Here is a 12,980-nt window from a genome sequence, read left to right as displayed (position 1 = left end):
CCGCATGATCGACGATCCGTTCTTCTATGCGCTGGCGGTGCCGGCGGTGCTGATGCTGGGGCTGGCCAAGGGCGGCTTTTCGGGGATGGGGGCATTGTCGCTGCCGATGCTGGCACTGGCGGTCGATCCGGTGCGCGCGGCGGCAATCCTGTTGCCGATCCTGATTGTGCAGGACGTCGTCGGCATCTGGGCGTTCCGGCGGACGATCGACTGGCAGGTGATCGCATGGATGCTGCCGGGCGCGGGGATCGGCATCCTGCTGGGCTATGGCTTTGCGAGCGCGGTGCAACCTTCGGCGGTGCTGGCGGTGGTCGGGGGGATTTCGATCGCGTTCGGGCTGTGGCGGCTATGGACCGAACGCAACGGGATGCCGGTCGCGCGGCAGTCGCCGGGCTGGGTCGGCACGACGTTCGGCGTGGCATCGGGGTTCACCAGCCAGATCGCCCATGCCGGGCAGCCGCCGTTCCAGCTATGGGTGTTGCCGCGTCAGCTTCCCCGCGACGTGCTGGTGGGCACGACCGCGCTGTTCTTCGGCGCGGTCAATTGGCTGAAGGTGCCGGCCTATCTGGCGCTGGGGCAGTTCACGGCGGCGAATCTGGCGACGTCGGCGGTGCTGTTGCCGGTGGCGATCGCGGCGACCATTGCCGGGGTGTGGCTGGTGCGGCGGGTGTCGGCGAAGCGGTTCTATACCGCGATTTATGTGCTGATGATCGCGGTGGGGGTGAAGTTGGTATGGGATGGGGTGATGTGACCGCCCAGAGGCTGTTTGAAAACTCGCGGTAGAGCGAGTTTTGCCGGCGGTGCCAGCCCGCTCCCCCATCCCACCACCCAGGTCATTATACCTGCATGGGTGGTGGGGTGGGGGAGCGGGCCGGCACCGCAAAAATGCGCACAGCGCATTCAGGCGGGCAGGGTCGAAACCGTGCGCCAACGCGTGACGCCCACCAGCAGCCGTGCCATCACCGCCGCCCCCGCCGCGATGCCGATGGCAGTGGCCAGCACCGCCTGCGCCGGAACGACCGCCGCCCATGCGCCGCAGGCGAAGCGGACGACGAATACGCCGAGATAGAGGATCAGCGGCAACGGCGAACCCGGCTGGCGGACCCGCCCGCCCGGCAACCGCTGCCCGCGTGGATCGGGCAGGAACGCGCCGCTTGCCGTCCCCAGCGCAGCACCGCCCGCCCAGGCCGCCAATGCAGGCAGGATCCCGACCTGATGGGCGAAGGCCGCGACCCCCATCACGCTCCACAACAGGAAGGCGATGGACGGAAGCAGCGCGACCGCGACCGGCACCTCGCGCGTCCGCAACCGCCGCACGCCGAGGAACACGAGTCCCGCCAGCAGGGCATATACCCATGTCGGTGCCCCGGTTGCGATCTGACTGGGATGCATGACGTGGTTCCTTCCCCCAAAGGATGATGCCGCCATGCTAGAGCATCACGACCGGTTGACAAGGCGCGCCGGGAGCGAAACGCCTCAGTCGAACAGGCTCGATACCGACGATTCGTCCGCGATGCGCCGGATCGCTTCGGCGAGCAGCGGGGCGATGGTGAGGTGGCGGATCTTCTTGCCCTGCGCGATCACGTCGTGGTTGCCGATCGAATCGGTGATGACCAGTTCCTCAAGCGCCGACGCCTCGACCCGCGCGACCGCACCGCCCGACAGGACGCCGTGCGTGCAATAGGCGACGACGCCGACCGCACCCGCCTGTTTGAGGGCGGCGGCGGCGTTGCACAGCGTGCCGGCCGAATCGACGATATCGTCGATCAGGACGCAGAAGCGGCCCTCGACATCGCCGATGATGTTCATGACCTCCGATTCGCCGGCCCGCTCGCGACGCTTGTCGACAATGGCGAGCGGCGCGTTGTGCAGGCGCTTGGCAAGGCTGCGCGCGCGGACCACGCCGCCGACGTCGGGCGACACGACCATCAGGTTATGCTCGCCGAAGCGGGTCTTGATATCCTCCGACATGACCGGCGCGGCATAGAGATTGTCGGTCGGAATATCGAAGAAGCCCTGAATCTGTCCGGCGTGCAGATCGACGCACAGCACGCGGTCGGCGCCGGCTTCGGTAATGATGTTGGCGACCAGTTTCGCCGAGATCGGGGTGCGGGGGCCGGGCTTCCGGTCCTGCCGCGCATAGCCGAAGTAGGGCAGGACGGCGGTGATGCGACGCGCCGACGCGCGTTTCAGCGCGTCGATCATGATGAGCATTTCCATCAGGTTGTCGTTGACCGGATAGCTGGTCGACTGGACGACGAACACGTCCTCGCCGCGGACATTCTCCAGCACCTCGACGAAGATTTCCTCGTCGGCGAAGCGGCGCACGCTGGCCGTGGTCAGCGGAATCTCCAGATAGTCCGCGATCGCGGTCGACAGGGGAAGGTTGGAATTGCCCGCCAGCAGCTTCATGGGTGCGCCCGTATCGATGAAAAGATGGGTGCGCCATAGAGGGCGCGGACGAATTGTGAAAGCCATGTGACGCGAAGGAATGAGCGATGGTCGAAGTGACGTTCACGCCGGTGGCCGAGGATTATGTCGCGGTACAGAAGGCGATGTTCGCGCGACAGTTGCGATCACGCCGGTTCTTCGGGCGGACAGCGCTGTTGCTAGGCGTCGTGGTGCTGGGCATATTCCTTCTGCTGCTGACGACGGGGGATCCGCCGTTGGTGGCGCTGGTGATCGCCGTCGGAGGCGCTGCGAGCGGTGCGGTCGGACTGGCGGCATGTATCGGCGTCAATCGCCTGCTGCTGCCGCGCCGGTCGCGACGGCTGTTCGTGCAGCAAAAAACGCTACATCACGAGCATCGCACGATATTCGATGCGACCGGGTTCCGCCAGCAGAGCGTCCGGGCGGATATCGCGCTGCCATGGGGCGAGTTGCTCCATTGGCATCTCGGGCGCGAGGTGTTGCTGCTCTATGGCAACGACCTGCTCGCCTATTTCATCCCGCGGCGTGCGTTCGATGCGGGCCAGTTGGCGCAGGTGGAGGCGATACTGACCGATGCAGGGCTGCCGCGCCGCTGATGCGGTTGCCGCGGCCACGCCCGCTCCCTAAACGGCGGGCATGACCGTGACCCGTTTCGCTCCCAGCCCGACCGGCTTTCTGCATATCGGCAATCTGCGCACCGCGCTCCACAACTGGATGTTCGCGAAGCAGCGGGGCGGGCGGTTCCTGCTGCGGATCGACGACACCGATGGCGCGCGCAGCGAGGAGCGGTTCGTCGAGGCGATCCGGCGCGATCTGGCGTGGCTGGGGCTGGTGCCCGATGGCGAGGAACGGCAGTCGGCGCGGTTCGACCGGTATGAGGCGGTGTTCGCCGGGATGGTCGCGACCGGGCGGATCTATCCCGCCTATGAAACGCCCGAAGAGCTGGATTTGCGGCGCAAGATCCTTGCCGGGCGGGGGCTGCCGCCGGTCTATGATCGCGCCGCGCTGAAACTGACCGACGCGGATCGGGCGCGGCTGGAGGATGAGGGGCGGCGACCGCACTGGCGGTTCCGGCTGGAAGCCGAGCCGATCGCGTGGGACGACATGGTGCGGGGGCCGCAGACGTTCGACGGGGCGCTGCTGTCCGATCCGGTGGTGCGGCGGGCCGACGGGTCGTGGCTGTATCTGTTGCCGTCGGTGATCGACGATGCCGATATGGGCGTGACCCATGTCGTGCGTGGCGAGGATCATGTCTCCAATACGGCCACGCAAATGCAGATGTTCTCCGCGATGGGGGCAGTGCCGCCGGCGTTTGCCCATGAGGCGTTGCTGGTCGGGAACGAGGGTAAGCTGTCGAAGCGGCTGGGGTCGCTGGGCGTCGAGCATTTCCGGGAGCAGGGTATCGAGCCGGAGGCGGTGGTGGCGCTGCTCGCACGGCTGGGGACCAGCGACCCGGTCGAGGCGGTGGTCGATCCGGCCCCGCTGATCGCGGCGTTCGATTTCGGCCGGTTCGGGCGCGCGCCGGCGCGGTTCGACGAGGGCGAACTGGCGCAGGTGAATGCGCGGATCGTGCATCAGCTGCCGTTCGAACGGGTCGAGGACGCGCTGCCCGAGGGAATGGAGGCGGCGGCATGGGACGCGGTGCGCGGCAATATCGCGCGGGTCGACGAGGCGGGCGATTGGTGGCGGGTGGTCACCGGGCCGGTCGACACGGTGCCGGTCGCGCCGGAGGATCGCGCGTTTCTGGACCGGGCGGCCGAGGTCGCGGCGGGGCTGGAGTGGACCGATCCATGGGGCCAGCTGACCGCCGCGCTGAAGGCCGAGACCGGGCGCAAAGGCAAGGCGTTGTTCCTGCCGCTGCGCCGCGCGCTGACGGGCATGGACCATGGGCCGGACATGGCGACGCTGCTGCCGCTGATCGGGCGGGCGCGCGCGGTCGACCGGCTGCGCGACTGACGCGCACGTCAGCTTTACACGCCCGACGATAGGGTATCTCATCGCACGGCCGACTGGACGGCAGGAGATACGAATCGAAGGGACGGTGGCATGGCATATCAGGGACAACGTGGCCTGAGCCCGGTGGGTTTGGGGATAGCGATTGCGATCAATGGCGGCCTGCTGGCGCTGGCGATGATGACGGCGACGAAGAGCGTGCGGTTCGTCGATCCGGTGATCGAGGCGGTCAACATCCCGATCGAGGTGCCGCCGCCGCCTATCCCCGACGAGGTCAAGCCGGTCGAGCGCGCCGTTGCCGATCCTGCCCCCGCGCCGTTGCCCGTCGTGCCGCCCGCGCCCTATCCGGTGACCGGCCCGACGATCGAGAGTACCGAGGTCATTCCGCCGGCACCGCCGACGCCGCTATCGCTGCCGACGCCGCCAGGCGGGGTCGGCACGGGCGGGCCGGTGACGGTCGCCACGCCGCTGCCGGTGCTGGTGTCGGCCAGCGTCGATCCGCGCTATCGCGCCGATTTCCAGCCCGATTATCCCGCGTTCGAACGCAATATCGGCCGTGACGGCGTGGTCGTCGTCCGTGTGCTGGTTGGCAGCAACGGGCGGGTGAGCGCGATCGAACCGGTGCGCGCGACCAGCGACGCGTTCTTCGAAGCCACGAAGAAGCGCGCGCTGTCGAAATGGCGCTTCCGTCCCGCGACCCGCGACGGGGTGGCGGTCGAAAGCTGGCGCGAGATGACGGTGCGCTTCACGATGCAGGATAGTTGAGGCGGGCTTCTCCCCATGCGTGCGCCGAATGGGGAGAAGGCGGATGATTCACGCGAAGGCGCGGAGACGCGAAGGGGTTGCGCTTGCTGGTCCGTCATCCGCGCCAGCGGCCTTGATCGACCCTGCAACTGGTGAAACGGTCTTCCGTTCGCACAGACATCGCGCGGAACGCGACCCCTTCGCGTCTCCGCGCCTTCGCGTGAGTCCATCCTTCTTTCATGGCCGTCCGGGGCTGGTGATTGTCCGCCCCTGCGCCTATCTTCCGGGGCGATGAAATTGCGCCATCTCTTTTCGCCGGTTCATGCCGTGCGGGACTTTGTCGGCTTTGCGCGGATGCGTGAGAAGCACGAATGGTGGTTCCTGCTGGCATCGATCTGCATCGTGCTGTTGATCGGATGGGGGTTCGTTCACGATTCCTATTTCGAACGCGTGTACCGGCCGAACATCATCTATGTCGAAAGCTGGCCAGCGAACCGCACCGATGCGGAGATCATCGCGCAGCAGAAGATCGACCAGGCCAAGCAGGACGCGGCGAACGCCGAGTTCGAGCGCGAACGCGCCAAGCGGCAGGCCGAGTGGAAGAAGATCGACGACAAGCTCAAAAGCTGGGGCATCTGACCGACCCGGTCGAGGATGCGCGCTGGATGGGCGCGGCGCTGACGCTGTCGGCGCGGACGCGGGGCAGCACCGCGCCCAATCCCAATGTCGGTTGCATCGTCGTGGCGGACGGCCGGGTGGTCGGGCGCGGCTGGACGCAGGCGGGCGGGCGGCCGCATGCCGAGGCGGTGGCGGTGGCACAGGCGGGCGACGCTGCGCGGGGCGCGACCGCCTATGTTACGCTGGAGCCGTGCGCGCATGAATCGGTGCGCGGGCCGGCTTGTTCGGACCTGTTAGTCGAATACGGCGTGGCGCGGGTTGTGATCGGCCTGCGCGATCCCGATCCGCGGACCGACGGGCAGGGGATCGCGCGGTTGCAGGCGGCGGGGATCGCGGTCGTCAGCGGCGTTTGTGCCGGGGGTGCGGCGCGGGCGATGGCGGGGTTCCTGACCCGGCGCGCGCTGGGGCGACCGTTCGTTACGCTGAAGCTGGCGCTGTCGCTGGACGGCGCAGTGTCGCGGGCCGATGGGCAGAGCCAGTGGATCACGGGACCGGCGGCGCGCGCGCACGGCCATCTGGAACGCAGCCGCCACGAAGCGATTCTGGTCGGGCGGGGCACCGCCGAGATCGACCGGCCGAAGCTGGACGTGCGCCTGCCGGGGCTGAGCGGGCGCAGTCCGCAGCGGGTGGTGCTGTCGGCCGATTGCGAGGCGATGGACGGGTTCACGATGCTGCCGGGGGTCGAGGCGCTGTCCGACCTGTCGGGCGATCATGTGCTGGTCGAAGGTGGCGCGGCGACGGCGGCGGCGTTCCTGCGCGCCGATGTCGTCGACCGGCTGCTGCTGTACCGTGCCCCGATTCTGATCGGCCATGGCCGGACGCTGCCCGATATCGCCCTGACCGATCTGGCGGCGGCGCATGGCCGCTGGCGACTGCACGACGCCCGGATGCTTGGCAGCGACCGGCTGGAGGTCTACGAGCGCGTCAGGATCGAGCGATAGGCTGGCCCGATCGTCATGCCCGCGCAGGCGGGGACCCATAGCCGCTGACGTTTCGGCACATTCCCGGTCGATAGCGTATATGGATCCCCGCCTGCGCGGGGATGGCGAAGGCGATGTGTCGATCGATCCGCGAGAAGGAGCGAAGCGTGTTCACCGGAATAGTCAGCGACGTAGGGCGCATCGAATCGATCGACGGGCCGGGCGACCTGCGCGTCCGCATCGGTTGCGCCTATGACACCGCCACCATCGATATGGGCGCGTCGATCGCGTGTTCGGGCGTGTGCCTGACCGTGGTCGAAAAGGGGCCGGGCTGGTTCGCGGTCGACGTGTCGGGCGAGACGGTGTCGCGCACCGCCGACCAATGGATCGCGGGACGCCCGCTGAACCTCGAACGCGCGCTGAAGCTGGGCGACGAACTGGGCGGGCATATCGTTACCGGCCATGTCGACGGCGTCGGCACGGTCGTCGACCGGAGCGCCGACAAGGATTCGACGCGGGTGACTTTCGCGATCGATCGCGCGCTCAGCCCGTTCGTCGCGACCAAGGGATCGGTGACGATCGACGGCGTTTCGCTGACCGTCAACGACGTGGCCGACGACGCGACCGGCACCCGCTTCACCGTCAACCTGATCCCCCATACCCAGTCGGTCACGACGCTCGGGGACCTCGCCGAAGGGCAGTCGGTCAATATCGAGATCGACGTGCTCGCCCGTTATCTGATGCGAATGGAACAAGTCCGTGGCCAACGCTGAACTGGCGGGTCTCCGCCACGCTTTCCTGTCCTCCCCCGAAGAGATCATCGACGAAGCCCGTAACGGGCGGATGTTCATCCTGGTCGATGACGAGGATCGCGAGAATGAGGGCGATCTGGTCATCCCGGCGCAGATGGCGACGCCCGATGCGGTCAATTTCATGGCGCGGCACGGGCGCGGGCTGATCTGCCTCGCGATGACCAAGTCGCGGGTCGAGCAACTCGGCCTCGACCTGATGGCGCGCAACAACGGCACGCGGCACGAAACCGCCTTCACCGTCTCGATCGAGGCGCGCGAGGGGGTGACGACCGGCATTTCGGCCGCCGACCGCGCACGGACGATCGCCGTCGCGATCGATGCGTCGAAGGAAGCGTCGGAGATCGTGACGCCGGGCCATGTGTTCCCGCTGGTCGCACGCGAGGGCGGGGTGCTGGTACGCGCCGGCCATACCGAGGCGGCGGTCGACGTGTCGCGCTTGGCCGGCCTCAACCCCTCGGGCGTGATCTGCGAGATCATGAACGAGGACGGGACGATGGCGCGGATGGACGACCTGATCGGCTTCGCGCAGCTGCACGGCCTGAAGATCGGGACGATCCGCGACCTGATCGCGTACCGTCGCCGCCACGACCATCTGGTCGAAAAGCGCGCGGACACGGTGTTCGAAAGCGAATGGGGCGGCGAATGGCGCGCCATGACCTTCTGGAACAAGGCGACCGGCAGCGAGCAGGTCGCGCTGGTCAAGGGGCTGATCGACCCGAGCAAGCCGACGCTGGTGCGGATGCACGCGCTGTCGCCGTTCGCCGACCTGTTCGGTGAAGGCGGCGAGCGCGGCGGGCTGCTGCGCCAGTCGATGCGGATCATCGGTGAAGAGGGTGCGGGCGTCGTCGTCGTCATCAACCGCCCGCGGCCCGACGGGCTGACGCTGGCGATCCATGCCCGCAGCGGCGCGCCGGTGCCCGACATGGAGGAACTGCGCGACTATGGCGTCGGCGCGATGATCCTGAACGAGCTGGGCGTCGAGGACATGGTGGTGCTGACCAACACCCATCACACGCTGGTGGGCCTCGACGGCTATGGGCTGAAAATCGTCGGCGAACGGCCGATCACGGAGAATTGATATGGCGAAGATACTGATCGTCGAGGCGCGGTTTTACGACCATCTGAACGACCTGCTCTTGGAAGGTGCGCGGGCGGCGATCGAGGCGGCGGGGCACGAACACGAGACGGTGACCGTGCCCGGTGCGCTGGAAGTACCCGGTGCGATCGCGATCGCCGATGCGGCGGAAGTCTATGACGCGTTCGTCGCGCTGGGCGTCATCATCCGCGGCGAAACCTATCATTTCGAAATCGTGTCGAACGAGAGCGCGCGCGGGATCATGAACCTGAGCCTCGAAGGCGTGCCGGTCGGCAACGGCATCCTGACCGTCGAGAACGAGGCGCAGGCGCTGACGCGGGCGAAGCGCGACGAAAAGGACAAGGGCGGCGAGGCGGCCAAGGCGGCGCGGCACGGGGAGGGGGACCGCCGCGTAGCGGTGGTGGAGGGGTATCCACTGGCGCTCCGTTTGCGGACGCCCCCCTCCAACAGCCTGCGGCTGGTCCCCCTCCCCGTGCCGGGAAGGATTTTAGGCCGGCACTACGCCTCCGACCGGACCTATTTCCGCCGGTTCGCCGCGCGAATAGACACCGGTGAGGACGCCGGCGGCGAGGACGCGGCCGGCCATCGCTTCCATCACCGCGCTGCGGCCCGGATTGGGGTCGAGCTGCGGCGCGTCCTTCAGCGCGAACAGCTGGAAGGCGTAGCGATGTTCGCCGTGCCCGGTCGGGGGATCGGGCGGCAGCCAGCCTTCGCGTAGATAGCTGTTGCGACCGACATCGCCGTGCGCGGCATCGCCGTCACCATCGGGGCGGATCGCACCTTCGGCGACCTGTCCGTCGGCAGCGGGTATGCCCCACAGGATCGCGTGGACCAGCGGCTGGGTCGAGGGGGCGTCGGGGTCCTCGACGATCAGCGCCAGCGACGTCGCTTCCGGAGGAACGCCGCGCCAGTGCAGCGGCGGTGAGACGCCTTCGCCATCGGCGGTGAAGCGTTCGGGCAGCCGCTGTCCGTCGGCAAAGGCGAGGCTGGCGAGGTCGAGGCTGGCGAAGCTGCCCAGCGCCGGATCGACGATCGTCAGCTTCGACGCGCCCGCGCGGACATTGTGCAGCAAGGCGCCCAGCCACCCCGGAACATGTTCGAGCATGATGGTCCTTTCGTCGCAATGGTCCGCCGATAACCGGCGAGACCGGCGGCAAGGTCCGCGGGGCCGGTAGAAATCCTGTCGCGAAGGTTTCCGTGTCCGTGGTGTCAGACCGCTGCGAACGTCGCAGGCCTGGCCGGAAACGCGCCGTACCCCCGCGCCGGCGAGGGGCGGCACCAAGGATAACAACGGCTTGCGCTCAGGACCCCGGCCCCCCGCCTGCACGGGCGTACGGCAGGGGGCGGGAATCGGTACGGTCGCCTGTGTCGGGGTGAGACGGGCCATGGCCGGCAATGACGGGCCGATCGGATACGAATGGGCATTATTGCGTTGCAGCATGGAATCGATTTATCCGGAGACCGCCATGACCGCACCCGCCCAATCGCCGCGTCTGGCGCTCGCGTTGCAAGGGGGTGGCGCGCATGGTGCCTATGGCTGGGGGGTGCTCGACCGGCTGCTCGAAGAAGACTGGCCGATCGTCGCGGTAAGCGGCGCGTCGGCCGGGGCGCTGAACGGTGCGGCGCTAGTCACCGGCTATGCCAGCGGCGGGCGGCAGGGGGCGAAGGACGCGCTGGTGCGGTTGTGGGACAGCGTTTCGCGCAACTCGCCGTTGCAGGCGTTCGATACCGATTTCTGGATGATGCCGGCGTTCGAACCGTTCCTCCGCCGGTCGCTGGAATTCAGTAAACTGTTCAGCCGCTATATCGCGCCGCTGTCGCCGGGATTGCGGGACATGCGGGCGCTGCGGCGGGTAGTCGGCGACAGCCTCGACCTGTCGCTGCTGACGTCGCCCGACGCGATCCCGTTGTCGATCGCCGCGACGCGGGTTGCGACCGGGGCGGCGCGGCTGTTCCGGAATGACGAGATCACGCTCGATGCACTGATGGCGTCGGCCTGCCTGCCCGATCTGTTCGGGCCGGTGATGATCGACGGCGAACCCTATTGGGATGGCGGCTTTTCGGCCAATCCGGCGCTGGAGCCACTGATCTTCAACGGGCATGGCCAGACCGACATGCTGATCGTGCAGATCACGCCGTTCGCCACCCACGAGACGCCCGACACGCTGGTCGAGGTGATGGGCCGGATGAGCGATATCGGGTTCAACGCCTGCCTGTTGCGCGACCTGAAGGCGTTGACCGAGGTGCAGACGATCGCGCGGCGCGCGCCGCCGATCGACGATACTTTCACGGCACTGGCGCAGACCAACCTGCACCTGATGGAGGCCGCGTCGGCACTGTCCGAGCGGGGACCGACCGGCAAGAGCGATACGCGCCGGTCGCAGCTGGAGGCGTTGCGCGAACTAGGCCGGGCGACGGCGGATGCGTGGCTGGCCACGCATGGCGCGCAGCTGGGGCAGGGATCGACGCTGACCGAATTGCCCGAGGCGGTGGCGGCGTAATCAGGCGGTGACGATCGCGCCGTCGGCGAGCGTCACCGGCCATGGCGTCAACGACTGGCCGGGGCAGGGGCCGCCGAGGCACCTGCCATCGTCGATCGCGAACAGCGCGGCGTGCCAGCTACAGGTGATCGCGCTGCCGTCGGGCGTCAGATAGGCGTCGAGCGTCCGGGCGAGGGGCAGGCCCATATGCGGGCAGCGGTCGACATAGCCGACCACCGTTTCGCCGCGCCGAACGACGAAGCCGTGGAAGCGCCCGGCGCGCAGTTGCAGCACGTAATTGCGCGCGCGGCCGTCGGCGATGTCGGTCAAGGCCCCAAGCGTCACCCCGGCCGGGGTGGCGAAGACGCGGGTGTCGCTCATTCGGGCAGGCGTGCCTTGGCGAAACCGGTCCAGACATCGTCATAGTCGAGTTGCATGGTCGGCGATGCCATCGCCCAGCGGCTCGGCTTCATGACGTGGCGGGTTTCGAACATGAACGCCATGGTGTCGGCGATTCTGTGCGGGCGAAGCTCGGCGGCGACGGCCTTGTCATAGCTGGCCTGATCGGGGCCGTGGCCGTTCATCTGGTTGTGCAGCGACGCGCCGCCGGGGGCGAAGCCGCCCTCCTTCGCATCATAGGCACCGGTGATGAGCCCCATGAACTCGCTCATGACGTTGCGGTGGAACCAGGGCGGGCGGAACGTATCTTCGGCGACCATCCAGCGCGGTGGAAAGATCACGAAGTCGCAATTGGCGGTGCCGGGGGTGTCGCTGGGCGCGGTCAGCACGGTGAAGATCGACGGATCGGGATGGTCGAAACTGACGGTGTTGATCGTGTTGAAGCGGGTCAGGTCATAGCGGCACGGCGCGAGATTGCCGTGCCACGCGACCACGTCGAACGGGCTGTGGTCGAGCGTGGTGGTCCACAGGCCGCCCTGAAACTTCTGGATGACGTCGCACGGGGTGTCGCGATCCTCATACCATGCCGATGGCGTCTCGAAATCGCGCGGGTTGGCGAGGCCGTTGGCACCGATCGGTCCCAGATCGGGCAGGCGGAACAGGCTGCCGTAATTCTCGCAGACATAGCCGCGCGCGGCACCATCGGGCAGCGACACGCGGAAGCGGACGCCGCGCGGGATTAGCACGATCTGGAGCGGGGCGAGATCGATGCGGCCGAGTTCGGTGTCGATCGCCAGCCGTCCCTGCTGCGGCACGATCAGCAATTCGCCGTCGGCCGAGAAGAAGGCGCGCGCCATGTCCTTCGTCGCGGCGTAGAGATGGATGCCGATGCCACTCTGCGCAGCGACGTCGCCGGTCGCGCCATAGGTGACGAGGCCGTCGACCCAGTCGGTCGGTTCGGCGGGCAGCGGAAGCGGGTCCCAGCGCAGGCGGTTGGGGCTGGGCGGCGGACCGGCGATCGGCGCGGTCTCAAGGGTCGGGGCGCCGGTGTACGGCACGAACGCGCCGTGATTAGCGGTCGGGCGCAGGCGATAGAGCCATGACCGCCGGTTCTCGCTGCGCGGCGCGGTGAAGGCGGTGCCGGAGAGTTGTTCGGCGTACAGGCCGAACGGGACATGCTGCGGGCTGTTGCGGCCGATCGGCAGCGCGCCGGCGACGGCTTCGGTGGCGATATGGTTGGCGAAACCGGGGTGGTAGGTCATGGTCACCTTTTGTCTCCTCCCCGGTACGGGGAGGGGGACCGTTCGCGTCGCGAACGGTGGAGGGGGCGGGCCTCGGGCGATGCGCTGGTGGATGCCCCCCTCCACCAGCTTCGCTGGTCCCCCTCCCCGCGGGCGGGGAGGAGTTTGATCGTTGCGTCGCCCGCCGGGCCGTCAGTCGCGGCGAAGCCGCGTCTTGTGGCCCGGCT

14 protein-coding genes and 1 pseudogene are annotated in these 12,980 nt (G+C 68.0%); 10 read left to right on the top strand and 5 right to left on the bottom strand.

Annotation, left to right across the window (positions count from 1 at the left end; all coding sequences use genetic code 11):
- Window positions 1-4 precede the first annotated feature (4 nt).
- On the top strand, window positions 5-751 hold the full coding sequence (locus ASE50_RS15235; RefSeq protein ID WP_056402381.1) for a sulfite exporter TauE/SafE family protein: 747 nt from the start codon (window positions 5-7) through the stop codon (window positions 749-751).
- Between the two features lie 149 nt (window positions 752-900).
- Here the strand turns inward: ASE50_RS15235 and ASE50_RS15230 are convergent, their stop codons facing one another.
- Together ASE50_RS15230 and ASE50_RS15225 are read right to left on the bottom strand one after the other, a co-directional pair.
- Window positions 901-1,392, bottom strand: coding sequence for a DUF6622 family protein (locus ASE50_RS15230; protein ID WP_056402378.1), 492 nt, complete (start codon window positions 1,390-1,392; stop codon window positions 901-903).
- A gap of 84 nt (window positions 1,393-1,476) precedes the next feature.
- Window positions 1,477-2,412: a ribose-phosphate pyrophosphokinase gene (locus tag ASE50_RS15225; RefSeq protein WP_055999154.1), complete on the bottom strand. Its 936-nt coding sequence runs from the start codon at window positions 2,410-2,412 to the stop codon at window positions 1,477-1,479.
- Between the two features lie 86 nt (window positions 2,413-2,498).
- On the opposite strand from ASE50_RS15225, the gene ASE50_RS15220 reads away from it, so the two are divergent.
- The 8 genes and pseudogenes from ASE50_RS15220 to ribH all read left to right on the top strand — a co-directional run.
- Window positions 2,499-3,026, top strand: coding sequence for a YcxB family protein (locus ASE50_RS15220; RefSeq protein ID WP_056402375.1), 528 nt, complete (start codon window positions 2,499-2,501; stop codon window positions 3,024-3,026).
- A 40-nt stretch (window positions 3,027-3,066) separates the two neighbouring features.
- A complete protein-coding gene (gene gltX, locus ASE50_RS15215; RefSeq protein ID WP_056402372.1) occupies window positions 3,067-4,386 on the top strand; it encodes a glutamate--tRNA ligase in 1,320 nt (439 codons plus the stop codon).
- A gap of 90 nt (window positions 4,387-4,476) precedes the next feature.
- Window positions 4,477-5,148, top strand: coding sequence for a TonB family protein (locus ASE50_RS15210; protein ID WP_056402368.1), 672 nt, complete (start codon window positions 4,477-4,479; stop codon window positions 5,146-5,148).
- A gap of 270 nt (window positions 5,149-5,418) precedes the next feature.
- Window positions 5,419-5,766: a hypothetical protein gene (locus ASE50_RS15205; RefSeq protein ID WP_055999162.1), complete on the top strand. Its 348-nt coding sequence runs from the start codon at window positions 5,419-5,421 to the stop codon at window positions 5,764-5,766.
- Between the two features lie 26 nt (window positions 5,767-5,792).
- The gene (ribD, locus tag ASE50_RS15200) at window positions 5,793-6,746 is read left to right on the top strand and encodes a bifunctional diaminohydroxyphosphoribosylaminopyrimidine deaminase/5-amino-6-(5-phosphoribosylamino)uracil reductase RibD (RefSeq protein WP_056402365.1); all 954 of its coding nucleotides are present in this window, start codon (window positions 5,793-5,795) and stop codon (window positions 6,744-6,746) included.
- Between the two features lie 146 nt (window positions 6,747-6,892).
- A complete protein-coding gene (locus ASE50_RS15195) occupies window positions 6,893-7,498 on the top strand; it encodes a riboflavin synthase (RefSeq protein WP_056402550.1) in 606 nt (201 codons plus the stop codon).
- Window positions 7,485-8,615, top strand: a complete 1,131-nt coding sequence (ribB, locus tag ASE50_RS15190) for a 3,4-dihydroxy-2-butanone-4-phosphate synthase (protein ID WP_056402361.1) — start codon at window positions 7,485-7,487, stop codon at window positions 8,613-8,615. The genes ASE50_RS15195 and ribB overlap by 14 nt, the downstream gene beginning before the upstream one ends.
- 1 nt (window position 8,616) lies before the next feature.
- Window positions 8,617-9,000: pseudogene (gene ribH, locus ASE50_RS18365) on the top strand (6,7-dimethyl-8-ribityllumazine synthase); the annotation flags it as partial.
- A 120-nt stretch (window positions 9,001-9,120) separates the two neighbouring features.
- Here the strand turns inward: ribH and ASE50_RS15180 are convergent.
- Window positions 9,121-9,738, bottom strand: a complete 618-nt coding sequence (locus ASE50_RS15180; protein ID WP_056402354.1) for a YbhB/YbcL family Raf kinase inhibitor-like protein — start codon at window positions 9,736-9,738, stop codon at window positions 9,121-9,123.
- 361 nt (window positions 9,739-10,099) lie between these two features.
- Here ASE50_RS15180 and ASE50_RS15175 point away from each other — a divergent pair, with 361 nt between their 5' ends.
- Entirely contained in the window at window positions 10,100-11,134 is a 1,035-nt protein-coding gene (locus ASE50_RS15175; protein ID WP_235512382.1) for a patatin-like phospholipase family protein, read from the top strand.
- On the opposite strand, the gene ASE50_RS15170 is transcribed toward ASE50_RS15175, so the two are convergent.
- On the bottom strand, window positions 11,135-11,494 hold the full coding sequence (locus tag ASE50_RS15170; protein ID WP_056402346.1) for a Rieske (2Fe-2S) protein: 360 nt from the start codon (window positions 11,492-11,494) through the stop codon (window positions 11,135-11,137). It lies immediately after the preceding gene.
- Window positions 11,491-12,774 (bottom strand): homogentisate 1,2-dioxygenase, encoded by a 1,284-nt coding sequence (gene hmgA / locus ASE50_RS15165; protein WP_056402547.1) that lies wholly within the window; start codon window positions 12,772-12,774, stop codon window positions 11,491-11,493. The genes ASE50_RS15170 and hmgA overlap by 4 nt, the downstream gene beginning before the upstream one ends.
- Between the last annotated feature and the right edge of the window lie 206 nt (window positions 12,775-12,980).

Source organism: Sphingomonas sp. Leaf5 (assembly GCF_001421155.1).
Classification (GTDB): Bacteria; Pseudomonadota; Alphaproteobacteria; order Sphingomonadales; family Sphingomonadaceae; genus Sphingomonas.
This window is presented reverse-complemented; position numbering and strand designations above follow the sequence as displayed.